27 protein-coding genes are annotated in these 23,921 nt (G+C 58.3%); 20 read left to right on the forward strand and 7 right to left on the reverse strand.

Features of this window, described 5'->3' with window-relative positions; translation table 11 throughout:
• Nucleotides 1-33 precede the first annotated feature (33 nt).
• The 14 genes from AC5S3R_RS00630 (at nt 34) to purK (ending at nt 12,763) form a co-directional block, all read left to right on the forward strand.
• The gene (locus AC5S3R_RS00630; protein ID WP_494264668.1) at nt 34-906 is read left to right on the forward strand and encodes a HipA family kinase; all 873 of its coding nucleotides are present in this window, start codon (nt 34-36) and stop codon (nt 904-906) included.
• The gene (locus AC5S3R_RS00635; RefSeq protein ID WP_494264669.1) at nt 906-1,745 is read left to right on the forward strand and encodes a DUF3037 domain-containing protein; all 840 of its coding nucleotides are present in this window, start codon (nt 906-908) and stop codon (nt 1,743-1,745) included. Before AC5S3R_RS00630 ends, AC5S3R_RS00635 begins: the two co-directional genes overlap by 1 nt.
• Before the next feature lie 228 nt (nt 1,746-1,973).
• Nucleotides 1,974-3,257: a phage portal protein gene (locus tag AC5S3R_RS00640; RefSeq protein WP_494264670.1), complete on the forward strand. Its 1,284-nt coding sequence runs from the start codon at nt 1,974-1,976 to the stop codon at nt 3,255-3,257.
• Between the two features lie 100 nt (nt 3,258-3,357).
• On the forward strand, nt 3,358-3,891 hold the full coding sequence (locus AC5S3R_RS00645) for a hypothetical protein (RefSeq protein ID WP_494264671.1): 534 nt from the start codon (nt 3,358-3,360) through the stop codon (nt 3,889-3,891).
• A 123-nt stretch (nt 3,892-4,014) separates the two neighbouring features.
• Nucleotides 4,015-4,437: a hypothetical protein gene (locus AC5S3R_RS00650; protein ID WP_494264672.1), complete on the forward strand. Its 423-nt coding sequence runs from the start codon at nt 4,015-4,017 to the stop codon at nt 4,435-4,437.
• A gap of 160 nt (nt 4,438-4,597) precedes the next feature.
• On the forward strand, nt 4,598-5,566 hold the full coding sequence (locus AC5S3R_RS00655; protein ID WP_494264673.1) for a hypothetical protein: 969 nt from the start codon (nt 4,598-4,600) through the stop codon (nt 5,564-5,566).
• A 107-nt stretch (nt 5,567-5,673) separates the two neighbouring features.
• Nucleotides 5,674-6,297: a hypothetical protein gene (locus AC5S3R_RS00660; RefSeq protein WP_494264674.1), complete on the forward strand. Its 624-nt coding sequence runs from the start codon at nt 5,674-5,676 to the stop codon at nt 6,295-6,297.
• A 3-nt stretch (nt 6,298-6,300) separates the two neighbouring features.
• On the forward strand, nt 6,301-6,735 hold the full coding sequence (locus AC5S3R_RS00665) for a hypothetical protein (protein ID WP_494264675.1): 435 nt from the start codon (nt 6,301-6,303) through the stop codon (nt 6,733-6,735).
• Nucleotides 6,736-6,839: 104 nt separating this feature from the next.
• A complete protein-coding gene (locus AC5S3R_RS00670) occupies nt 6,840-7,325 on the forward strand; it encodes a hypothetical protein (protein WP_494264676.1) in 486 nt (161 codons plus the stop codon).
• A complete protein-coding gene (locus AC5S3R_RS00675; RefSeq protein WP_494264677.1) occupies nt 7,325-8,254 on the forward strand; it encodes a hypothetical protein in 930 nt (309 codons plus the stop codon). Before AC5S3R_RS00670 ends, AC5S3R_RS00675 begins: the two co-directional genes overlap by 1 nt.
• Before the next feature lie 115 nt (nt 8,255-8,369).
• A complete protein-coding gene (locus tag AC5S3R_RS00680; RefSeq protein WP_494264678.1) occupies nt 8,370-10,679 on the forward strand; it encodes a hypothetical protein in 2,310 nt (769 codons plus the stop codon).
• Nucleotides 10,680-10,823: 144 nt separating this feature from the next.
• Entirely contained in the window at nt 10,824-11,045 is a 222-nt protein-coding gene (locus AC5S3R_RS00685; protein ID WP_494264679.1) for a hypothetical protein, read from the forward strand.
• A gap of 54 nt (nt 11,046-11,099) precedes the next feature.
• Nucleotides 11,100-11,591, forward strand: a complete 492-nt coding sequence (gene purE / locus AC5S3R_RS00690; protein WP_494264680.1) for a 5-(carboxyamino)imidazole ribonucleotide mutase — start codon at nt 11,100-11,102, stop codon at nt 11,589-11,591.
• On the forward strand, nt 11,588-12,763 hold the full coding sequence (gene purK, locus AC5S3R_RS00695; protein ID WP_494264681.1) for a 5-(carboxyamino)imidazole ribonucleotide synthase: 1,176 nt from the start codon (nt 11,588-11,590) through the stop codon (nt 12,761-12,763). The genes purE and purK overlap by 4 nt, the downstream gene beginning before the upstream one ends.
• A gap of 119 nt (nt 12,764-12,882) precedes the next feature.
• On the opposite strand, the gene AC5S3R_RS00700 is transcribed toward purK, so the two are convergent.
• Together AC5S3R_RS00700 and typA are read right to left on the reverse strand one after the other, a co-directional pair.
• Complete coding sequence (locus tag AC5S3R_RS00700; protein WP_494264682.1) at nt 12,883-13,203, reverse strand: DUF3592 domain-containing protein; 321 nt, start codon at nt 13,201-13,203, stop codon at nt 12,883-12,885.
• A 105-nt stretch (nt 13,204-13,308) separates the two neighbouring features.
• Entirely contained in the window at nt 13,309-15,117 is a 1,809-nt protein-coding gene (typA, locus tag AC5S3R_RS00705) for a translational GTPase TypA (protein ID WP_494264683.1), read from the reverse strand.
• A gap of 40 nt (nt 15,118-15,157) precedes the next feature.
• Between typA and AC5S3R_RS00710 the strand changes: the two genes are divergently transcribed.
• The 4 genes from AC5S3R_RS00710 to AC5S3R_RS00725 all read left to right on the forward strand — a co-directional run bounded on the left by AC5S3R_RS00710 (nt 15,158) and on the right by AC5S3R_RS00725 (nt 18,060).
• Nucleotides 15,158-15,538 carry a hypothetical protein gene (locus AC5S3R_RS00710; RefSeq protein ID WP_494264684.1) on the forward strand — a complete coding sequence of 127 codons (381 nt, stop codon included), beginning with the start codon at nt 15,158-15,160 and terminating at the stop codon, nt 15,536-15,538.
• Nucleotides 15,539-15,877: 339 nt separating this feature from the next.
• Complete coding sequence (lipA, locus tag AC5S3R_RS00715) at nt 15,878-16,786, forward strand: lipoyl synthase (protein ID WP_494264685.1); 909 nt, start codon at nt 15,878-15,880, stop codon at nt 16,784-16,786.
• Nucleotides 16,787-16,852: 66 nt separating this feature from the next.
• Nucleotides 16,853-17,440 carry a ribosome recycling factor gene (gene frr, locus AC5S3R_RS00720; RefSeq protein ID WP_494264686.1) on the forward strand — a complete coding sequence of 196 codons (588 nt, stop codon included), beginning with the start codon at nt 16,853-16,855 and terminating at the stop codon, nt 17,438-17,440.
• A gap of 80 nt (nt 17,441-17,520) precedes the next feature.
• Nucleotides 17,521-18,060, forward strand: a complete 540-nt coding sequence (locus AC5S3R_RS00725) for a DinB family protein (RefSeq protein ID WP_494264687.1) — start codon at nt 17,521-17,523, stop codon at nt 18,058-18,060.
• A 13-nt stretch (nt 18,061-18,073) separates the two neighbouring features.
• Here AC5S3R_RS00725 and AC5S3R_RS00730 read toward each other — a convergent pair whose 3' ends face one another.
• Nucleotides 18,074-18,694, reverse strand: coding sequence for a trimeric intracellular cation channel family protein (locus tag AC5S3R_RS00730; protein ID WP_494264688.1), 621 nt, complete (start codon nt 18,692-18,694; stop codon nt 18,074-18,076).
• A gap of 10 nt (nt 18,695-18,704) precedes the next feature.
• The gene (gene gcvT / locus AC5S3R_RS00735) at nt 18,705-19,853 is read right to left on the reverse strand and encodes a glycine cleavage system aminomethyltransferase GcvT (RefSeq protein WP_494264689.1); all 1,149 of its coding nucleotides are present in this window, start codon (nt 19,851-19,853) and stop codon (nt 18,705-18,707) included.
• A gap of 118 nt (nt 19,854-19,971) precedes the next feature.
• Here gcvT and AC5S3R_RS00740 point away from each other — a divergent pair, with 118 nt between their 5' ends.
• Nucleotides 19,972-20,142 (forward strand): hypothetical protein, encoded by a 171-nt coding sequence (locus tag AC5S3R_RS00740; RefSeq protein WP_494264690.1) that lies wholly within the window; start codon nt 19,972-19,974, stop codon nt 20,140-20,142.
• A gap of 262 nt (nt 20,143-20,404) precedes the next feature.
• On the opposite strand, the gene AC5S3R_RS00745 is transcribed toward AC5S3R_RS00740, so the two are convergent.
• Complete coding sequence (locus AC5S3R_RS00745; RefSeq protein WP_494264691.1) at nt 20,405-20,845, reverse strand: hypothetical protein; 441 nt, start codon at nt 20,843-20,845, stop codon at nt 20,405-20,407.
• 210 nt (nt 20,846-21,055) lie between these two features.
• Here AC5S3R_RS00745 and AC5S3R_RS00750 point away from each other — a divergent pair, with 210 nt between their 5' ends.
• A complete protein-coding gene (locus tag AC5S3R_RS00750; protein ID WP_494264692.1) occupies nt 21,056-21,349 on the forward strand; it encodes a hypothetical protein in 294 nt (97 codons plus the stop codon).
• A 62-nt stretch (nt 21,350-21,411) separates the two neighbouring features.
• Here AC5S3R_RS00750 and aspS read toward each other — a convergent pair whose 3' ends face one another.
• Both aspS and AC5S3R_RS00760 read right to left on the reverse strand, forming a co-directional pair.
• The gene (gene aspS / locus AC5S3R_RS00755) at nt 21,412-23,289 is read right to left on the reverse strand and encodes an aspartate--tRNA ligase (protein ID WP_494264693.1); all 1,878 of its coding nucleotides are present in this window, start codon (nt 23,287-23,289) and stop codon (nt 21,412-21,414) included.
• 93 nt (nt 23,290-23,382) lie between these two features.
• A complete protein-coding gene (locus AC5S3R_RS00760; protein ID WP_494264694.1) occupies nt 23,383-23,898 on the reverse strand; it encodes a hypothetical protein in 516 nt (171 codons plus the stop codon).
• Between the last annotated feature and the right edge of the window lie 23 nt (nt 23,899-23,921).

Here is a 23,921-nt window from a genome sequence, read left to right on the forward strand (position 1 = left end):
ACTGTCTTCAACCTCTCACGAACAGGAGCACTCTTGGCAGTACTGGCAGTGCAGCATATCCGGCGCATGCGCGGCGGGGCGCAGGGGCAGTTGATGCTCGGCGCTGACGGGAATATCTACGTCGTAAAGTTCCAGAACAATCCGCAGCACACGCGGGTGCTCGCCAATGAGTTAGTAGCCACGCGCCTCGCAGCGGCGATTGGGTTAACGACGCCGGAAGCGGAGTTGATCGAGGTATCCGACTGGCTGATACAAAACACGCCGGAGCTGGAGATGGACTACGGACGTACGCGCGAGCGCTGCAAGGCGGGGTTGCATTTCGGTTCGCGTTTTGCCGGCGGCATGATGCCGGGCCAGGTAGTCGATTATCTTCCGGAAGAGCAGTTGGCAGAAGTGAAAAACTTTGCGGAGTTTGCCGGAGTCCTTGCGCTCGACAAATGGACAGGCAACGCCAATGGCCGCCAGGCGGTCTTCGTGCGCAAGCAGCGCGAACGCCGCTACAAGGCGGTCTTTATTGATTTCGGTTATTGCTTTCACGCCGGCGACTGGAAGTTTGAAGATATTCCTCTGCGCGGCGTTTACTACCGCAACCTCGTCTATAAGGATGTGCGTGGATGGAATGCCTTCGAGCCGTGGCTTTCACGAATTGAAAGTCTCTCGGAAGACGTAGTGTGGGCAGCGGCCAACGAAGTTCCGCCGGAGTGGTACGGCGGCGATTTAAGCGAAATGGAGACGCTGGTAGAAAAGCTGCTCGCGCGTCGTGGCCGCGTGCGGCAGTTGATTGAAGCCTTCGGAAGTTCCGATAGAAGACCGTTTCCGAATTGGGGCTCTGTACCGCAAGAACCACCCACCGGAGACTGGCCACAAGGCCCCTGGGGCGCTAGCATTTTGGGCAGGGTAAACTAATGGCCGTCCTCTCTCATCGCCGCAACTGCCAGTTTCAACTGCTTCGCTATGTGCCGGACGCGGTGCGGAATGAGTATGTGCATATCGGCGTAATTTTGCGCGAGCCGGGAAACTCCGATTCGATAGAAGTACGTTTCACCCGTGACTGGCGCAGGGTTCGCTGCCTTGATCCGGAAGCAGATACCGCATTGCTCGAAGGAATGGAGAGCGAGCTGAAGCGCGTATTGAAAGACGATCCCGAGGGCAAGGTAAAAAAGATTCTCGAAGAATCGCTTTCGCTCAACGTGCAGATGACCGAGCCGAAAGCCTATCTCGCCGAGAGCCTGCCCGCAGGAATTGAAGAGCTAATGCGCCTGTATGTCGAGCCACCGCCGCGTGAACGCGTCTCCAAGTTGCGTGGTCGCAGCGCAATCGTGGCGCAGATGCGTGGCGAGTTCGAGCGCGCAGGTGTATGGGATCTGATGCGCAAGCAGATTCGCGCCGCGGAGTACACGCGCCCCGGCGATCCTCTGCGCATTGATGTCGGCTACCGGCCCAACGGCATCATCCGCATGTTCCACGCAGTGAGCCTTGAGCCCGGTGTGGAGATGGCGAAGGTTCTGGCATTTTCCGCATCCGCATTACGTGCCGGAGTGGAGCGTATCGAGAAAGCAGGCCTTGAGTTGACGGCGATTATTGAGCCGGCAGCCAAGATTGGCGCAACAGAAGATGAACCCGAACGGCTGGAGCTATACCGTTTTGGCGTCGAGACAATGGAAGAACATCAGATTCGCGTCTTGACGACGAGCGATCTGAATCGCGTAGCAGAGACAGCAAGGCGGGAGCTTCACGTCGGCTAAAAAGATATCCACAGAAAACTGAAAATAAATTCCAAAACTGTGGAAAACTTTTGCGTGCAATTATGTAGTTTTCTGATACGATTGTTTTTGTAAATGAGAAAAAGCGGGAACGTGTAGCAGTAATAAGCAGTACCGCTAGTTCCCATTCCGAGTTTTCAAAAAAGGCACAGCCAACCGGCTGTGCCTTTTTGCGTTTCAGCCTTTTTACGGAGCAGGGAGAAGAAGAGTATGCAGATTAAGATGGGGGAACAACTGCGGCAGCTTTGGATAAAGGCGCGCCGTCCTGAATCAAGTCCGGCGTTAACCGCAAGCGCCGCGAATGCCGATGCCGCACGCAAAACGCTGGCCCTGCCGTCCATTCTGAGCCCGGTGCAATTTCCAGGCCAGCACCTGCCCAAGCCCACGCCGGCAAACCTGCGCCGCTTCGCAGAAACTCCCGTTGTGCGCCGCGCCATCAACGTCATCAAGGACCGCATCGCCGCAATGGACTGGCAGGTGCGTGTCCGCCGCGGCGTGCAACTGGACAAGATTGCCTACACCGAACGCAAGATGCGCGCCCTTCGCCGCACGCTCGAAGAGCCAAACGCAACTGACAGCTTCCGCACACTCATCGAGCAGGTGATCGAAGATGCACTAACCGGCGGCTACGGCGCAATCGAGATGGAACCAACCGGCGAGCCAGAGCGCCCTGCAATGCTATGGGCCGTCGATGGCGCATCGATTCGTATCAACGCCCGCTGGGACGGCAACCCGGAGACGCCGCGTTACGCACAGGCAGGTCTTGGCCAGCTTGATGCAAGCGCCGTCGATCTCCGCGACGACCAGCTCATCTACATCCGCATGAACCCGCGCAGCTTCACACCTTTCGGGCTAGGCCCATTGGAAGTCGCCTTTGAAACCGTGAACCAGTTCCTCTCGGCGCATCGTTTCGCGGGCAAACTCGCAGCCAACTCCGTGGCGCAATACGCGCTGTGGCTGAACGAAGCAAGCCCAGCGCAACATGACAGGCTAATCCGCTGGTGGCAGGATGAAATCGAAGGTACAGGCCGCGTGCCACTGCTCTCCACAGCGCAGAAGCCAGAAGTCCTCCGCTTCGCGCAGGGCACCGATGCGGACCTTCGCCTCGCCTGGCAGGAGTTCCTCATCCGCATGGTCGCCAACGCCTTTGGCCTCTCGCCTCTGATGCTTGGCCTCGAAGCAGACGTGAATCAATCCACAGCATCGGAGATGGCCGATGAAGCCTATCGCGGAGCCATCGCGCCACTGGCAACGCTCTTGGCGCAACACATCACACGCGACCTCTTCGGCAAGTGCATCGGTTGGCGTGAATTTGAATTTGTCTTCAACGATCTAAGCGCGCGCGACGAACAGACAGAGTTACAGGTGCAGGTGGAACTCCTCAAGGCAGGGGTCCTCACCGTCGAAGAAGTTCGCGCCATGCGGGGGCTCGGGCCGCGTCCGCAGGCCAATGCGCGCTTGGAGGCGGCGGATTCCTCTCCTTCCGCCGCCTGAACCAGCGGATAAACAATGTTCCACAACAACAGCAACACAACACAGCAATGCAAGATCAATAAATCCCTTCCGAAAAACAACGGCAGGGTGCGGAGAACGCATGCGACTAGAAGCAATGGCGGTCAAAATTCCTCCCGTAGAAGGGCATCCCAATCGGCTGCCATTTGAAGGTGTACTCACAATTGTTAACTCACCAAGCGACAAGGCTCCTTCCGGCGCGCGCGGTCATCGCGTCATGCTCACGCGCACAGCAGCGGAGAAGGCGTTACCATCGCTCCTCGGCATGGCCGTGGATTACCGTCCCGGCTGGGACGGCCACGATGCGCGCCGCAAGATCGGCCTGATTACCGAGGCCACGCTTGCCGGCAACAAGATTATCGTGCGCGGTTATCTCTATGCGCGCGACTTCCCCGAAGCGGCGGAAGCCATCCAGGCGCATGCCCCGCATGCTCTCGGCATGAGTTATGAGCTTGCCGATGCACGCGTCGAAGACATGCGCGCCGAGATATGGAAGCTCACACGCGTCACCTTCACAGGCGCCGCAATTCTTCTGCGGGAAAAGGCTGCGTATCGCGCAACCAGCTTCCGCATGACAAAGGAGGCGACTCCGGCACGCAGCCGCAAAGTCGCATAGCTCTCCTTTGCATCACAGAATCCGGTTTACCGGAATAACAAAAGGCCTCGCATAAGCGGGGCTTTTTGTTTGCAAGAAGCCCTCCCCTGGGACTTTTTTCAAACTCATCAGAAAGGAAACAACATGGAAAGGGAATCGCTGAACATCGCAGAGCGGCTTGAAGCCGCGGCGACCCTGCTGGAGCGCACGTTTGGCTTGATCGAAGAGCGGCAAAGCACACTCTCCGGCGAGGTCGAACGAATCTCCGCAACGGTAGAACAGAGCCGCCGAGAAGAAGAGCTGACCACCAGGCTTGCAGCCGTTGAGCAGGAGCTTGCGGAGCTCAAAGCGGCAGCAGCACAAGCTGTTGCGCAACCAGCATCGCAGTCCATACTCAACCCGCTGCGCAAAACCATCCCCAGCGCAGCAATCGACATGCTGGCCAAGCACGGCGTAGGTGAAGGCCCTGTGGATGCACGTACGCTCGATGCCGCATTGGCAAGCCTCAGCCTCGAACAGCGCATCGCGGTCAAAAGCCAGCTATTGCGCGCCGGAGCCATCGCATAACAACAGCTTTTAGCTACTAGCTGTTAGCGAAAGCAATTCAGCCACAAGCAATGCTCAGAAGTCTCACAAGCAAAATCCTGTTTCCTCATGGCTTCTGAGTGTCCCAATAACGAACCAATAGCTAAACCCGCACCGCATCCCACGGAGGGATAGAAAAACCATGAACGCAAACTTTACTGACATCCATGCCGCAGCCGACTTCATCGGGCCTGGCGCTATTGAAGTTCCTCTCTACCAGACGGAAATTCTCGACATCTGCCGCCGCTCCAGCCCCTTCGGACAGCGCATCAAGCAGGTTCCGGCCACGGGGCACCCGTCGCGTTACTTTGAGCAGACGGCGCTTCCCAAGCCCGGCGCGGCTGGCTTCGTCGATCCGCGCAACATCGTGCCCGCCACGGTTACGCCGGCGCGCCAGGAGCGCAGCGTGCCGCTCAAGGCCATCGTCTCGCAGCTCAACTACAACCTCTTTGACATCGAGCTCGGCAAGCAGCAGCAGCAGTTTGCCTACCTGCAGGCCAAGGATCTCGTCGATACCATCTCCGGCGTCATGATCACGCATGACGTAGCTCTCTGGAATGGCAACGACACCAGCCTGAGCACGCCCACCACCTCGCAGTACATGGGCGTGGCCGCGCAAATCGCCGCTGGTGGCAACACCGTCACCGTCACCGCGTCAGAGAAAATCGTAGATACCATCAAGACAGCCGTTGCGCAGATGGTTGCCAACAACGGTTACGCAGTGCGCCCCACGGCCATCTACGCTAACCCGGTGCTGCTTGACCTCATCGATCAGGAGCTGAAGTCTGCCTACAACGTGGTGCTCAACACCACGGAAATCACCGGCGGCTTCCGCGTCAAATCCATCACCACGCAGGCCGGCGAGCTGCCGCTTATCCCCGACTGGAGCCTGGCCTACACCGGCACTCCCGGCTCGGGCTCCGCGGTGCTTCCGGCATACATCGTCACGGAAGACCTCATCGAGTACCACTGGCTCGGCGACCCCTCTCCGCGCGTCTTCCAGCTCGGCCTGCCCAACTCGCTCACACACCAGTACGTAGCCGTAAAGTTCGGCGCACCCGTCGTTAAGGGCGCCAACTATGCGCACTATCAGGTGCTTGTAGACCGCTAAAAAGCAGGGATCAGTGGACAGTAGTCAGTGATCAGTAAGCACTGACTACTGTCCGTTTTTTATCTGACCACTGATCACTGATAACTGACCACTGAAAGAGGTTTCCCATGGCCTATCTGCAGCCATCTGATTATCAAAATTATGGATTGCCCGACGGCACCTCGGCAGACTGGATTACAGTCGCCACGGCACTCATCAACACCCACTGCAGGCGGCCGGACCTGAACGTCATCGAGTACACCGAGCGCCTGCGCGTCACATCAGGCTCACAAACCGTGCTCCTCACCTATCTGCCTCTAGCACCGCTCGCGCCTGCAACATCACCGCTCGTCAGCATCCAAGGCCGCTACGCCAAACCGCGTCGCGGAGAAGTCTCCGACACACCCATGCTAGAGCTCGCAACCGCATTCTCACTCCCGGGCCAGTGGGTAGCAATCGACGCAACAACCGTAGACGTAGATTCCAGCGCCGGCGAGCTCACATTGCCATGGAACATCCTAGGCCTGCCCTACAACGAAGTGTCCGTTACATACACCGCGGGCCTCGCCGTCATCGGTGACGACATCAAATCCGCCTGCGCGCAAATCGTGCGCAACGCACAGGCGCAGCCAGCGCTCAACACCAGGGCCAGCAAAATTGACACCTTGCAGTTGCAATATTTTTCCAGTTCGCTCGTGGACGAAACCGTGCAGGCATGGCTTCGCCCTTACATCGCGAACAGGCTGGGGTAAATCATGAGCGACACATCCCCGCGCAACCCAACCGCCGCTCCGCAGATGCTCGCCGACGCGCTTCTGCGCAGCATAGGTGGAACCAGCGCACAACTCGTCGTCACCAACGCAAGCACAGACAGCAATCAATCCGAGCTTGGCCTGGTCAGCACCGCCTTCGCAAACATCGTCATAAGCCCCGTGGCCATGCGCAAGCTGCGCCCCACATGGCAGGAAGGCAATCAGCCCAAGTGGGAACTACTGGTCTCCGCAACAAGCATCCAGCAGCAGCTAAGCGCGCTCGACCTGACCTCGGCACAATCGCTCTTCTCCATGACGCTGTCAGTAATCGTCGCAGGCCAAAGCTATCTCATCGAGTCCATCGCCTCCAACGAAGCTTTTGGCCAGGTTTACCTCTATCGCCTTCTGCTGCGCGAACAGCGCCAGCAAGCGTTGTAACAGTGGCCAGTTGTCAGGGAACAGCGGTAAGTTTCAAAACCGCAGTTTGCAATGTGCAGCCGCCACAGACCACTGATAACTGATCACTGACAACTGGAGTTCTCATGCAAAACACAAAAGACTCTTTCTACATGGCACTGCGCACGCGCCTCTCCGCACTCAATCCGGATCGCACCATCCTGCTGCGCGGTGCCGCGCGTCCCGGCATTCTCGTAGAAGAAGCCGAAGCGCCCTTCAACCAATTACCAGATGATGTCTACATCCTCCGCTGGCAATCGCTGGGCATCGACGTAGACCTGCCACAAACCATGACCGCGCAGGAATGCGAAATCATCTACCAGACCTGCGGCAGCCAGGGCTTCGGCGGACTCGACCGCGGCCGCATGTTGTCAGCAATGGATGAAGAAATCACCTCCATGCTGCGTCCCTTCAGCACGCAGAAGTTCAACTACATGCTCACGCCGCCCACGCAGCTGCAAACGCAAATCTTCTGGGACGAGCCAGTAATAGGCCCCATCGTCACGCAGCGCGACCGCCTCACGCGCACTCTCAAAGTGCTGGTCTACAGCAATCAGGTACAGGGGGAATAATGTCATCCAACTTCTTCTCCGCAGCCGCTCCCATCACGCGCCGCGTCCGCGCCTACTTCGCGCCCGTCAACCGCACAGCGCAAACGCCTGTGCTCTTCAACCCATCACAACAAAGCGCCTTCTCCCCCGACAATCCGCCATCCCCATGGATTGACCTCGGCTGGATTCAAAGCTTCACGCGTAAATCCTCAAGCAAAATCGCATCCATCAACACAGGCATACCCTCCGCACCGCTCAAGCAAACGCGCGAAACCCTCGACGCCCAAGTCAGCTTTGAATTCCTAAGCTGGACCAAGCTCACCATGGCGCTCGCAACCGGCTCGCAGCACATGAACGTATTGGCATCCACATCAGCCGTCACAATACAAGCTGGCTCCACTCCCACCACCATCGCACTCGCCTCAGCGGACGCAGCCAAATTCACCGCAGGCCAGCTCGTCGCAGTCGATGCGGACTACACCGGCCAGACAGGCTTCGTAGGCTCGCCCATCTCCGGCGCATACGTGCGCACCGCACTCACAGACGTGGACTACATCCGCCGCATCACCTTCAACGTAGCTACCATCGCATCCACATCATCAAGCGGCATTGCACTTGCCAGTGCCTTACCCGGAGGCGCACCCGCAGCAGGCACAAAGCTTCAGGCCATCACTGGCTTCGTAGACCGCGAAGGCGGCAGCTTCTTTCAGGAATGGTCCGCACTCTTCCTCATGGAAGGCTCACAAGGCGAACGCATCTTCTTCCACTACCCACGCCTTCAGCCCATGTCCGGCGCAGAAGAATCATCACTCCCGCTGGCAAACAAAAGCAAGCTCGAACGCATAGCACTCCACGCACAATTCACGGCACTCCCCGTCACAGATCCACTCGACAGTGAACGCGTCCTCTGCTACCGCAGCTTCCTGCCAGCCCCCAACGCACTCATCTAACAAGCCGTAATACTACAAAAGCTCCGTGTCCCACCCTTGCGACTTCTTTCTGTCGCAAGGATGGGACAGCACAAATGCAAACTAGCAAATTGCAATTCCAAACAGGACACAGACAATGAAAATCCTCATTCAAGGCAACGACTACACCCAGGCGTTAGACTCCGCGCACCCGCTCACCATCCAGCGCACCCTGAATGAGCCCTCCGTCTGCCAGTTATGGTTAAGCATAGCCTTAAGTAATCTCGCCGTGCCCGTACGCAATCAATCCCTCACCATCACCGGCGACAACGGCGCCATCTACTTCACCGGCTACATCGCCACCACACCCATGCCGCAATACGCAGGCCTCGCTCTCGAAGGCCCGCAGTATCGCTACGCCATCCAAGCCATCAGCGATGAAACGCTGCTCGACCAACTCACGCTCCCGCCCAGCAAAGGCTCCAGCGGAGCCACAGCCGGCCAGCTCCTCACCGCACTCGTCGCACACACCGGCAGCACAGCGCTTGCAACCTCAGCCCTCACGCTAGCCACGTCCGTAAGCCACTTCGCCCCCGCTCCCAGCGCAAACTTCAGCCAGCGCGCCGCGCAAATCGCCGCGCAAACCCGAGCCTCCTATCGCGCCGCCTCCGGAGCACTCACCCTCACGCAACTCCCCGCCACCATTCACGCGTTAAACGAAACCGACGGCACTCTCACACTGTCGAACCTCACGCTATCCAGCACCACCAAGCGCGCATTAGCCAACGACGTAACCGTCTGCGGAGAAAACGAGCCCTGGGCCTACGTCACCGAGTACTTCCTCGGCGACGGTACTACCACATCCTTCAATCTCTCTGCCGACCCATTCACGCCGCCGTCATCGAAAGACAAAATCATCACCGAGCTTTTTAACCAGCCGCAAATCAACACCGCGCAATGGTCCATCGGCTCCGCCATCGCCTACTTCAGCACCGGAGCTGCAGGCCTCAACCTGCAAGGCGGCAACGGCATCGACGGCCAATCGCAAATCAGTTGGATCGATCCCGTAGAACTCGGCGGCACATTACTCATAGAAGCCGACGGCCTCACACTCGCCAACGCCAGCACCGGCATCGTCGCCGGCCTCTTCGGCAGCATTCCCTCCGCATCCGGCTGCATCGCCGGCTTCCAGGCCACCGCCGCCGACGGCACAGGCGCAGTCACAGTGCAGCCCATCGTCTTCGGAGCAGCCACCGGAACCACCTACACCATCAGCCCCGCCAACCAATACACACTGCGCCTGCGCCTCCACAGCCCAGAGAACGAGCGCACTAACGCCATCTACTATTCCTACGGCGACAACGGCCCCATCTCCACCGGAGGCAGCGGCAACCTCTCCCCCGCCAATCTGCTCCTCGAACTCGTAGAAACCATCAACGGCGTAGCCTCCATGCCCGTCATCCTCTACGACGGCTCCCTTGCCAACATCCCCGCCACAGCCAGCATCGTTGCCGCCAGCAGCATCAACCTCCACGGTACCCTGCGCTCCTTCAACGTTACGCAGCTAGGCTCCGGCTGGGTCGTCAGCACACCCAGCAGCGGCTCCTCCTTCACCCGCCGCATCGGTTCCGCTGAGCAGTCCGCCGAGTGCCACGTAGAAAGCACCGGCAAGCTGGCTTTTTACACCGGTTACATCCCCGCAGTTGGCGAACAAATCGCCGTCAGCTATCGCACGCAAGGCCGTGCTGTAGGCCGCGCCATCAACGCCGCCAGCCAGCAGGCGCTTGCCGCCGCAGGCCTGCCGCCCACCTCTGCATGGCAAGGTTCCGTCATCAACCCGCCCACACGCAGCTCCGCCGACTGCCGCGCCGCAGCCTCCGCCATCGTGCAAGCCGCGTCAGGCACCACCGCCCTCTGGGCCGGCACCTATAAAGGAACACAACTCGACTTCCCCATAGACGTATTCCCCGGTGATGCACTCCAACTCACCGCACCATCCGCCAGCCTCAATGCGCAAGTCATCGTCCGCACCGTCAAGCTCACCTACACCGCCAGCACTCCCGACAACGTAGCCTGCGAAATCGCCTTCGCCAACGACTGGGCCGACGACCTCGCCATCCAAACCAGCACTGCAGTCCCGGCCTCAACATGGCTCCCCGCACCCATCGCTCTCACGCCTCTGGACAACCTCAACAAGCTGACCGTCACCACCCTCAATGGCAGCACCGTAACGGTCAACACCGGCACCGCACCCCCCAGCGGCGGAGGCTTTGAAATCCGCAAGCGCGACTTCGCCTTCATGCCCGGCGAAGACCCCGACCTCATCCTGCGCGGCTCGCAGCAAAACCTGACCTTCCCGCGCCTCACCGCCAACGACCGTTTTTACATCCGCATGTACGACGGCAACACCCCGCCAAATTATTCCGAATTCTCAACCGCAATATTCATCAACCTGCCGTTGAGCTAGCAGGCCAGAAAGTAGGCCGGGATTCATCCCCGGCAACACAAGTCCAAAAAGAACGTGACTTCAGCCCCTGAGGTTTTGCTCTTCTCGTTCCCTGGATCCTTTGTTCCCTTTATCCGACCCCTTACCGGAGCTCAACCAATGCGCATGATGAACGAATTCGAAGCCCAGGTCCTAAGCGACCTCTCCGTCCTGAAATCCCAGGTCACTAGCCTCATGGGCGACGGCAATGGCGGCCGCATCGCCGAGTTGGAACGCCGCATGGACCGACACGAACAAAACTGGCAGCGCGCCAAAGGTTTCGTTGCCGCCCTAAGCGTCCTCTTCGCCGTCTTGGAAGTGGCAGTAGAAGCCTGGCACCGCCACTAAACCATTCCCTGTACCCCGCACCCTGCACCCCGTACCCTGTCCTACAATCAATCCATGAGCAATCAGCCCTTAGTAGGCATAGTGATGGGCAGCAAGAGCGACTACGACATCCTCTCCGCCGCCGTAGAAATCCTGCGTGAGCTGGAAATCCCGCACGAAGCCAAAGTTGTCAGCGCCCACCGGACGCCCGACCTTATGTTCCAGTACGCCGAAGCCGCCCGCACCCGCGGCCTCCGCGTCATCATCGCCGGAGCCGGCGGAGCCGCGCATCTTCCCGGCATGCTCGCCGCCAAAACATTGGTCCCGGTCCTCGGCGTCCCCGTCCCGGCAACCGTCCTCAACGGCCAGGACTCGCTGCTCTCCATCGTGCAAATGCCCAAAGGTGTCCCCGTCGGCACACTCGCCATCGGCAAGCCCGGCGCAGCCAACGCCGCCCTGCTCGCTGCGGAAATCCTGGCAACAACAGACGAAGCGCTCTTCCAAAGGCTGGAAAAGTACCGCGCCGCCCGCACGGAAGAAGTGCTCAAGCAGGAGCTTCCCGCTTGAGCAACAACCCCTCGAATCCCATCGCACCCGGCGGCACACTCGGCATCCTTGGCGGAGGCCAGCTAGGCCGCATGATGGCCATGGCCGCCCGCACCATGGGCTACAAAGTCCGCGTCATGGACCCCGAGCCCAACTGCCCCGCCAGCTTCGTCGTCGATGAAACCATCGTAGGCAAATGGGATGACGCCGCCGCCGCCGAACGCCTCGCCCAAAGCTCCGACGCCATCACCCTCGAAATCGAGCAAATCGGCGTAGACGCTCTTGCCCGCGTCGCAGCCATTGCCCCGCTCCGCCCCGGCGTCGAGCCCATCCGCATCATCCAGGACAAAACTCTGCAAAAGGTCTGGCTAGCCGACCACGGTTTCCCCGTAGGCCCCTTCCGCGTAGTCAAAACAGAAGCTGACCTGCAAGCCGCCGTTCCCGAACTAGCCAACCGGGTCTTCCTAAAAATCGGCCGAGGCGGCTACGACGGCCGCGGCCAGGCAAGAATCGGCCTCGACGCCCCAGCCACGGAAACCAGCATCGCCTCTGCATGGAACTCCCTCGGCGGCAACCCCTCCGTAGCCGAGCAAGCCCTCGACCTCGACTTCGAAATCAGCGTCATGGCCGCTCGCAACCCCTCCGGCGAAGTCAAAAGCTTCCCCGCCGCCCGCAACCATCATGAAAACCAGATCCTCGCCCACAGCGTCCTCCCCGCCGGCATCAGCCCCGAGCTGGAAGAGCGCGCCGAACGCCTCGCCCGCGAAATCGTAGCCGCCCTCGGCATCGAAGGCCTCCTCTGCGTAGAAATGTTCATCACGAAGCAAGGCGACCTCTTTATCAACGAGCTAGCCCCCCGCCCGCACAACAGCTACCACCAGTCCGAGCGCGGCTGCGTCACCAGCCAGTTCGAGCAAGCCGTCCGCGCCGCCCTCAACCTCCCACTAGGCGACACGTCGCTCATCAGCCCCTGCGCCATCGTCAACCTCTTAGGCGACGAGTGGGCCAACGGCGAGCCCAACTTCGAAGCTGCGCTTGGCATACCTGGTGTAAGGCTGCACCTATACGAGAAGCTCGTAGCCAAACCTGGCCGCAAAATGGGCCACCTATCCTCCGTAGGCGCCACCGCCGAAGAAGCCTTAGAACGAGTTCTCGAAGCCAAAGAACGGCTCTCAATGACGGATAAAGCATAGCCAAGCTGGAAGCCTTAAATGCTGCTTTGAATGCGGGAGAGGAAAGCGGCATCTACGAAGGCGATATTTTTGCTGAGACGAAGGCGTACATCAAGCAGCTTGCAATGAAGAAGAACAAGTCAGCCGTTGACAAGAAATGATTTGGATGGACGACCCGGTTTCACTCGGACAGCAGCCGGGCTTTCCGCAGGGAATTGGCGCACATAATCATTTGCATCGCTTTTAGACCAGAAAGGCGTTTTGAAATACCCATCGAATTCTTTATCGTCGATCGAGTAGAAGTAATGTACTTCCGCTATTGTGAGACCTGTGAGCCCGCGCTCGATAGCAGCGCTATCAATCGTTCCTGAAATCCCAGGCCATGAATAGCTGCGGACTCGTAGAAATAGGTTGATGAGTATGCGAATAAGGAATTCCAGCAACAGGTCCGCAACGAGCATCGTGCAAGCAGCTTAACAGATGATGAATTGCTGCGAGACTGCAAAAGCAAAGGCCCGCCATCGGCGGGCCTTTGAGCTAAAAGCTAGCAGCTAATAGCTGCCTTCCTACTCCTGCCGCCGCTTAGGCCGCTGATTCGCCTGCAGAATCTTCTTCCGCAGCCTGAGCGACTTCGGCGTAACTTCCACCAGCTCATCATCCGCAATGAACTCAATCGTCTGTTCCAGATTCAGCGCCCTCGGCGGAACCAGCCGAATCGCTTCATCAGAGCTGGAAGCACGCATGTTCGTAAGCTTCTTTTCGCGAACCACATTCACGTCGAGATCATTGTCACGCGAATTCTCGCCAACAATCATGCCCTCATAAACGTCCACGCCCGCGCCAACAAACAGAACGCCGCGCTCCTGCAGACCATTCAGCGAATAAGTCGTCGTCAACCCTGCACGATCCGAAATCAACGCACCCGTTGGCCGCTGCGGAATCTCACCCTGGTAAGGAATGTACCCATCAAACAGCGCGTTCATCACGATAGTGCCGCGCGTTTCCGTAAGCATTTCGCTGCGCAGACCGATGAGACCACGGCTAGGCACGCGGAACTCCAACCGCACGCGTCCCGACCCATGATTGTGCATCTTGGTCATCTCGCCCTTGCGCGGTCCAAGCTTCTCGATGACAACGCCGGTAAACTCTTCCGGCACGTCAATGGTGAGGTGTTCCACCGGCTCCATGCGCGTGCCATCCACAACCTTGGTCACAATCTCCGGACGTCCCACCTGCAGCTCATAGCCCTCGCGACGCATCATTTCAATCAGAATCGCAAGCTGCAACTCACCACGCCCCAGCACCTTGAAGGTATCCGGCGAATCCGTCTCTTCCACGCGAATCGAAACATTCGTCAGCAGCTCCGTCTGCAACCGCTCGCGCAGATTGCGGCTCGTCACAAACTGTCCTTCGCGTCCCGCAAACGGCGAATTGTTCACGCTGAACTGAATCGCAATCGTAGGCTCGTCAATCACAATCAGCGGCAGCGGCGCGGGATTATCAACACCCGTAATCGTTTCGCCAATCGTAATGCCCTCAACGCCCGCAACGGCAACAATGTCGCCAATCTCCGTTTCGGTAGTCTCAGTCCTCTTCAACCCCGCAAACGTAAACAGCTTCGTAATCTTGGTCTTCTGCAACGCCCCGTCACGCTTGGAAATATTCACTTCATCGCCCGCATGCAGCGTGCCCTGAAACACGCGGCAGATAGCAATGCGCCCAAAGTATTCCGAGTAGTCCAGATTCGTAACCAGCACCTGCAGCGCGCCATTCGCGTCGCCCGTCGCCGGCGGAATCGTCTTCACAATCGTGTCAAACAGAGGCTTCAAATCCTCGCTCGGCTTTTCAATATCGAGCGTAGCCGTGCCCTGCTTCGCCACCGCATACAGCACCGGAAACTCAAGCTGCGACTCATCCGCGTCGAGGTCGATAAACAGGTCATAAACCTCGTTCAGCACTTCCTGCGGACGCGCATCCGGGCGGTCAATCTTGTTGATGCAGACAATCGTAGGCAGCTTCGCCTCAAGAGCCTTGCCCAGCACATAGCGCGTCTGCGGCAGCGGACCTTCGGCAGCGTCCACCAGCAGCATCACGCCGTCTACCATCTTCAGTGCGCGTTCCACTTCGCCGCCAAAGTCGGCGTGGCCCGGCGTATCCACAATGTTGATCTTGCCGCCCTCATAGTGGATGGCGGTGTTCTTGGCCAGAATGGTAATGCCGCGCTCGCGTTCCAGTTCATTGGAATCCATCACGCGGTCCGCGACCTGCTCGTTGGCGCGGAAAGTGCCGGCCTGCTTTAAAAGGGCGTCCACGAGGGTGGTCTTGCCATGGTCCACGTGCGCGATGATGGCGATATTGCGTATCGTCTGGCTCACTGTATGAGAGAAGTCCTTTTCTGCGGATCAGGCTCCGAGGATGGCCGCACAAGAGGAGGAAGGCAGCCACAGAGGAGCGAAAAATCACGATTTTGCCGCACAATGCGGCAGTTTCTATTCTACCAGCTACCCAATTTTCCTGCCCGAAACCCCATTAAGAACTCACCAATATGTAGAAATACAGAAGCGTCATCCTGAACATTGCGTTGTCATCATGGGCGACCAACGGGAGTCGATGGGCCTGCAGTTGCCTTTCGCTACCTCCAACACAATCTTGAATCCCGACCACCGGGAGAGCTACAAAAGCGTCGTGGCGCGCAAAGCGCGCAGTGGCTGCATGCAATGTGCAATGCAAATAAATTCCAAATCTGTGGATAACTCTTGCGCTCAATTAACCCCATGTATGCCACAATCTACTTAATCGAAAAAAGAGAAGGGCAGCCCTGAAAAGCTGCCCTTCTCTACGTCCAATTTCTGTCAATACATAAACAGTGGAAATCTTTTCGCCAAACAGCCGGCAGCAGCGCCGAAAAAATTGCCACCACTCAAAACAAAGCAATTAGACCCAGCAGAAAAAAAGGAAAAAAATCTTTTTTGCCTTAAAAATCTTTGGTAACACTTGTACTTAATTAAGTAGTAAACACCAGCCAAACGCGCCGAAACCGGGAGAGAGGGTACCCCCCTCCCCCTCCTGATACTGGGACTGTGAATCTGTAACCGCGCCAACAACCCGCGAATCGCCGTCCACTACAATAAAGAAGTGCAGGATTTAGTCCAGATTCAACTTACGCGGCCAGTTCCCGCGCCCAAGCCCGAGTGGCTCAAGGTTCGTGCGCCGCTTGGTGAGAGCTACCACGACCTCAAGCGCCTTGCCCGCTCCCTCAACCTGCACACCGTCTGCGAATCCGCACAGTGCCCCAACATCGGCGAGTGCTGGAACTCAAAGACCGCCACCTTCATGATGCTCGGCAACCTCTGCACGCGTCGCTGCGGTTTCTGCGCCGTGCCCAAAGGCCGCCCCGAGCCTATCGACTTCGACGAGCCCCGCCGCGTAGCCGAGGCAGTCGCCGCGCTCGAACTCAAGTTTGCCGTCATCACCAGCGTCAACCGCGACGACAACCTCATCGGCGGCGCTCGCGCCTTCGCCATGGTCATTGAGGAAATCCGCAAGCAAGCGCCCGGTTGCGGCGTAGAAGTCCTCATCCCCGACTTCCAGGGCAACCGTGAAGCCATCCAGATTGTCGTCGATGCAAAGCCGGAAATCCTGAACCACAACACCGAGTCGGTCCCGCGCCTCTACCGCGCCGTTCGCAGCGGAGCCCGCTACGAGCGCACGCTGGAACTGCTCCGCTACGCCAAGGAACTCAATCCGGAAGGCCTGACCAAATCCGGAGTAATGGTAGGTCTCGGCGAAGAGACGCATGAGCTGTTAGAAGTCTTCCGCGACCTCGCCCGAGTAAACTGCGACATCCTCACCATCGGCCAGTACCTGCGCCCCTCGCGCAACCACCTGCCCATGACGCGCCTCTACACCCCGCGCGAGTTCGCCGAGATGAAGACCGAAGCATTGAAGATGGGCTTTCGCCACGTAGAAAGTGGCCCCCTCGTGCGCAGCAGCTACCACGCGCAGGAACAGGCATCCTCAACCGGCTTCCCGGTGCTTACGTAGCTCATCTCATTGCCGCGACAGTTGTAAAATACCTCTTGGCATCAAGCAACTTGCGAGGAAAGAACCATGGCAGTCTCAGCAATGGCCGGCATCCCGGCGCTTAAAGACCTCTCCGCGGACGTGAAGCGCCGCATGGAAGGAGCCGTCAGCGGCTTCCAGTCCAATCTCGGCTCCATCCGCACTGGCCGCGCCAGCGCGCACATGCTCGACCAGGTGAAGGTCGATTACTACGGCACGCCGACGCCGGTGAGCCAGCTCGGCCAGGTCTCCACGCCCGAGCCGCAACTCATCGTCATTCAACCCTGGGACCCCACCGTTCTCAAGGAGATTGAAAAGGCGATCCAGACCTCGGACCTCGGCTTGAATCCGCAGTCCGACGGCAAGGTCATCCGCCTGCCCATTCCTCCCATGACCGAGGAGCGCCGCCGCGACGTGGTGAAGCACCTCAACAAGATTCTCGAAGAGCAGCGCACCGCCATCCGCAACGTCCGCCGCGACGGCAACGACACCCTCAAGAAGCTCGCCAAGGACAAGAAGATCAGCGAAGACGAGGAAAAGCGCGCCCTTGAAGAAATCCAGAAGCTCACCGACGAGGAAATCAAGCGCATCGAAGAGATGGCCAAGAAAAAAGAAGTAGAAATCATGCAGGTCTGACCATTGCATGGAGCCGTAGCGGCCTGTACAGGCCGCCGCGCAGCTTTCGTGGTGCTCCCGTTAGTCGCAAGAGGCATTGGATGGAATCGAATCTCGACCAGACTCTAGCGTTGCTCTCCCGCACGCCTGCTACGCTGAACGCTCTTCTCCGCGACTTACCCGCAGCATGGACGCAAAACAACGAAGGCGGCGATACATGGACCGCCGCGCAGGTTATAGGTCATCTGATTCATTGTGAGCGCGTGGATTGGTTGGCCCGTGCGAAGCGCATTCTCGAATACGGCGAAACTAGGGCCTTCGACCCGCTAGACCGCACTGCACACCTCAAGCAGAACTCCGACACACCGCTATCTGATCTGCTCGATGAGTTCGCAGTTCTCCGCGCAGCCAGCCTTGATGAGCTAGCTGCCATGCACCCTGGTCCGACGGAGCTATCCAAGCTCGGCCTGCATCCCGCCCTCGGTCCGCTCACGCTCGCAGAGCTGCTTGGCGCATGGGCTGTCCATGATCTGACACACCTGCATCAGATTTCGCGCATCTTTGCCTACCAATATCGCGATGCTGTTGGCCCATTTGCAGGCTACCTGGGTGTGCTCAAGTGCAACGCTCACGGCAGCTAATCAGGCGAATCTCTTAAGCGGCTGCAGGTAGATTCCAGTGTTGCCAAACGCTGACAACCCGCAACGCAAAGCAGACAACGCCACCCGTAAATGCCGCTTGTGCATGCGTCAAGCCAAGCCTGCGGCATAGAACCATTACGGCCGCACCGGCTAAAGCAGCCGTCGCATACACATCCGCATGCAACACATTCGGCACCCGCGCCAGCAGCACATCGCGAATTGTGCCTCCGCCAACGCCCGTGATGCCACCCAGCAGAACCGCTACTAATGGCGGCATCTCGTGCAGCAACGCCTTTTCCGTTCCAGAAACGGCAAACAGCGCCAGCCCGGCTGCATCCAGCACCATGATGAGCTGTCCCGGAATCTCCTGCACAAACTGATGAAAGAAGAAAACGACTGTGGCGCCTGCAAACGCAATCGCCGGATACCGCCAATCGCGCAGTGCATTTGGCGGCGTGGCGCCCAGCAGAACATCACGAATGATGCCTCCGCCAAGCGCCGTGGCAAACGCCAGCACCATCAATCCCAGCAAATCCAGCTTGCCTGTAATTGCCGCCGATGCGCCTTCTATGGCAAAAAGCAGCGTACCTACCAGATCGACAATGTAGAGCATTCTGCCCGGCGTTATCTGCATGGCATTGTTGTTACTTCCGGGGTCTCTTATAAAACGGAATCGGCACCTGTTTCGCACGAACCAGGTTGGCACGAACTTGCACCAGCACATCGCTTCCGCTGGCAGCAACCTCTGCAGGCACCAGCGCGAGCGCGATGTTGCTCTTGAGGAACGGTGCGGGAGAACCAGACGTGACTACGCCAATCTCCTTACCATCCAAATCCAGCACCGGATACCCGTCACGCCCAATTCCCCGATCCACCATCTCCAGGGCAACAATCTTCCGCTTTGGTCCGGCCGCCTTCACTGCTTCCAGCGCCTCTTTGCCGATAAACGATTCCTTATCGAGTTTCAGCCAGCGGTCGAGGCCGGCTTCCAGCACATTGATCTCTTCGCTGATCTCATGCCCATAGAGGCTCATTCCCGCCTCAAGCCGTAGCGTATTCCGCGCACCAAGCCCGCATGGCCGAATCCCGAATTCCGCGCCTGCTTCCATCAGCGCATCCCACGCCTTCTCGGTCGTCGCCACATCGCTCGGAATATAAATCTCAAATCCGTCTTCTCCCGAGTATCCCGTGCGCGCAATCAGCACATTCGGAATCCCCGCAACCGTTCCCCACGTAAACCAGTAGTTCTTAATCGGAGCCAGGTCGGTCTTGGTCAGCTTCTGCAGCGTCTCAAGAGCACGCGGCCCTTGCACCGCAATCTGCGAGTAATGCGGCGAGTAATCGCTGATGTGGATTCCCGGAAACGTCCCCACCTGCTTGCGAATCCACGCGTAGTCCTTTTCCGTGGTTCCCGCGTTCACCACGAGCAGATAATCGTTTTCCCCAAGCCGATGCACGAGAATATCGTCAATGAAAGCGCCCTCAGGCGTAAGCAGCGCGGAATAGTGCGCCTGTCCGTCCTTCAGCTTGGAGGCGTCATTCATCGTGATGTGCTGGATAGCTGCGAGTGAACCTGGTCCGCGAAACTGAATTTCGCCCATGTGGCTCACGTCAAACAGACCTACGCCCGTCCGCACGGCTAAGTGCTCGGCGATGAGTCCGCCGCCATTAGCCGGATACTCCACCGGCATATCCCATCCGCCAAAATCCACCATGCGGGCTTTCAGTTCGCGATGCTTGGCATTCAGGGCAGTCTTTTTCAGTGCTGGAGCGGCAGCGGCAGGTGTAGTCATTGGTCAGAAAATCCTTTCTTCTCCACGATAGGGAGCCAAGCCTAGCAGGGTCAATCTCCGCACGCTCCAAATATCAGCGAGTAGGATGGAAGAGACATAAACCGGGAGCCTGAACGCAATGAACCTTTTTCGCGGCATTCTTCTCATCGCCGCCGGTATTTTCGTTATCTACCGCGGCTGGATCATCCACACCCACCAGGCAGCGTGGCCTTTTTACGGTCTCGGCGCTATCGCCATCGGTCTTGGCATCTGGCGTCTCTTTCGCAAACCGTCCAAGCCGCTTGTATAGCTTGGAGCGTCGATTCCGCTGGGCCTGAGGCAACTTCTCTCGAAATCCTGCGCTCTAAACCAGTATGCAGGCCGTTGCGCCGCATAAAGCTGTTTAGTCAAGGATAGAGACATGCCCTCCCCCACATGCCTCGCCACGCTGGCCACTAGCCTGCATGGCCACGAGTCAAGTTTCTTCATCTTTATGACTATTCTCGCAGTCGGCTTCCTGGTTCTCTTTGCCCGTGAGCCACGCTCGTATGCGCGAGTCCGTGCGCCGCAGGTTACTTCCGCCGCGCCCGCCAGAAAGAACTTGCGCTGAGATAAACAAACGCCGCCATCAGCACAACGGCAGCTACGAACTTTGCGTGGTCTGGTCCGATGACATAGCTTGCTCGCAGCCGCCAGGCCATCTGCCCAAAAACCAGCACAAAGAGCAGAAAAAAGACGCCGGCAACTTCCAGAAAGACAATTCCGCCAACGCGCCCAAATGGCCGCAAGAATCCGCCCATTCCGCGTGCTACGCTTCCCCCGGCTCGCTGCACATTTTGGACAGGTTGCGGGGCAGACGTAGAAGTAGCGGCCGGCCGCGGTGTGGGAACAGCAGTGGGCTGTGCCGGGCTGGCAAGTTTTTCCCCTGCCATGCGCCCCGCTACGCGAAGTCCCGTGCCTAAAACCCGTCCTACCGTCTGCGGCTTCATCTCAACTTCAATCGTATCAGCCATTGCACGCACGGCGCCCCTTGCCTGATGAGGAGCAAGCCATGCTTTCAGCGCGGTTGAAGCAGCACGCAATGCAAGATTTTGCTGCCCAGTTTTCCAGAACTATATGTTGCTTCCAGTTGCTCTCCCGGCCCGGTCGAATTAAGGTAGAGAAATCCTACGCCGCTAGCCGGGCATCTTTAAATTCCGGCCGCCGCCCCCCGGAGGTACCCTTTGACTTCTCGTCTGCGTGAACTGATTCAACAACTGGGGGAGGCAATCCACGAATCGGTGATTGAAAGCGAACAGATCGCCGGCGTGGTGCAGGACATCCGAAAACAAGGCTTCGACGTGCTGCTGATGCTGGAGGCTACGATTGGCCTCAACGAAGTCACCGCAGGCGACGACGAAGACACCATTGAAGGCGAGGACAGCTCCGCCTTCACTAAGAATGACCGCGACTGGCTCCGCCGCCTCCGTATCAGCGTGGAAGGCGAAGATGAGGAAGATACCATCACGGGCGAGTAAACCTTTGCGCAAATCAAAAGGGCGCGGCTTTGGCCGCGCCCTTTTTCGTACCTGAATTACAGCTAGTTCTTCAGTGCTACGCGGATATGCAGTTCCTTCAACTGCGCATCTGTTACCGAGGTAGGAGCTTCGGCCATCAGGTCCAGCGCCTTCGCTGTTTTCGGGAAGGCGATGACCTCACGTAGGCTTGGCGCTCCAGCCAGAAGCATCACGATACGGTCGAGTCCTAGAGCAATGCCGCCGTGCGGGGGCGTGCCGTATTCAAGAGCGTCCGTAAAGAAGCCGAAGCGGGCCTTGGCCTCTTCTTCGCCGATGCCGAGCGACTGGAAGATGACCTGCTGCACATCCTTGCGGTGGATACGGATGGAGCCTGAGCCAAGTTCGAGGCCGTTCATTGCGAGGTCGTAGCAGTTGGCGCGGACGCTGGCGGGGTCTTTCACCAGGTTGTCCATGTCCTGCTCGTGCGGTGCCGTGAACGGATGGTGTGCGGGAACCCATTTGGCAGATGCCACTTCGTACTCGAACATCGGGAAATCGACAATCCAGATGGGATGGAAAGCTTTGGAGCCGTCAATGAGCTTGCCACTCTTGGGGTCCGCAGTAGCAACCACTTGTTCCGTCACTTCAAAGGCTTTGTGGCGGTCGGCGTACTTCTTTGCGAGTTCTGAACGGAAGTTGCCAGCGGCAGCGTAGACGTTGATTTCGCGCTCAGAGAGGCGGCCCTCAAACTTCGTGTCGCTGGCCTTGATGTGATGTGCGGGGTCGCCGGCGACGATGATGACGAAGTCGGCTTCAGACGCGCTTGCAAGCTCGCGCACCTTTGCCGCTGACTCCGGGAAGCCCTTTGCGAGACGTTTGAAGTCGTCGATGAACTTTGCGCCCTTCTTAATGTCGAAGAGCGGGTGGTTGTCTTCGCGCTCCTTGCGGCTTAGCTCGCCAACGTTGGGGATGCGGAAGGCGACGACGGGCAGCGCCGGGTCGATGTTGAGCGTGGCAAGCTGCTCATCCGTGAATGCTGGGCGTACATCAATAAGTCCGGGCAAGCGCTGGTCAGGCTTGTCGGAGCCAAACTGCTTCATCGACTCGTCGTAGGTAATCTTCGGGAACGGCGTGGGCAGATCGACGCCTGCCGCTGCGAAGGCTGCCTTGAGGAACTGCTCGACGACGGCGAAGACGTGCTCCTGGCGCGGAAAGCTCATTTCGAGATCGACCTGTGTGAACTCAAGCTGGCGATCGGCGCGGAGGTCCTCATCGCGGAAGCAGCGGGCGATCTGGAAGTAGCGGTCGAAGCCGGAGATCATCAAAATCTGCTTGAAGATCTGTGGCGACTGCGGCAGCGCATAAAACTGTCCCGGATTGACGCGGCTGGGAACGAGAAAATCGCGCGCACCTTCCGGCGTGGACTTGTTCAGAATAGGTGTTTCGATTTCAAGAAAGCCCTGCCTGCTCAGGCTCTCGCGGATGGCGAGCGTAATCTCATGGCGCAGCCAGAAGTTGCGCTGCATCTCTGCACGGCGCAGGTCAATGTAGCGATACTTGAGGCGTGTTTCCTCGTTCGCAATCGCCTCTTCTGACGGAGAAAACGGGGCGAGGCGCGTGTCGTTCAGCACGCGTAACTCGGTGGCCTCGATTTCAATCTCGCCGGTTTCCATCTTGGGGTTGATGGCGTCTTTATCGCGCAGGCGCACTTTGCCAACGGCCGCAACTACGTATTCAGGTCGGACAGCTTCGCCTTTTTTGTGGCCTTCCGGCGTGAGGTCGTGGTCAAGCACTACCTGAACGATGCCCGAGCGATCGCGCAGGTCGAGAAAGATGAGGTTGCCGTGGTCGCGGCGGCGGTTTACCCAGCCCATTACGACCACTTGTTTGCCAGCATCAGCAGCGCGCAGTTCCCCGCAGCGATGCGTCCGTTCGAGATTGCCTAAAAAGTCGAGAGACATAACTGTATTCATTGTAGTGGAACAGCAGAGCAGCGCAGGACTCACCATTCGACAGCGGCGAGATCGCTGAATCGATGAGCTGAAAGCTCCCACTCAATTGATGGCAGAGTCACTGGCGGAATAGGGGATGATTTCCGGTGCAAGGATCAGCAGGATGCTGAACGTCCAGAGATAATGTCCAATCATCGGTGTAGATTTGCCGTTGCTCTGCGGCGAACCGGGAAACTCCAAAAAGCACCATGCACATGTAAGGCCAGCCAGAATCGCAACAGCTAAGACTCTACGCGTGATGACGACGGAACTGGTCTTGTCAGCTCGATTAAGGAAGACGAAGAGATACACCAGAACCATTGGGACGACAAGCCCAGCTCCAAACAATTCCAAGTATCGGAACCATTGGGAAAATGACGTTAAGGAACTGCCCTGTCCATGGGTGATTCCGATTTTATCCAACAGCATTCTCAGTGGCACTTCAAGAGAGGCCAGCGCGCATTGCCATCCCAGCAGGGGCTTCGTTCCCAACCCGCCATCCTTTTCTCCCACTGCCGGCAAAAAGAAAGAGATGCCAAAAAGAAGGATGCCAAACCCGCGAATGATCCTGAAAATCATGTGGCCACTATATGTCTGAATGG

The sequence above is a fragment of the Occallatibacter sp. FHG110214_02 genome, assembly GCF_059115385.1.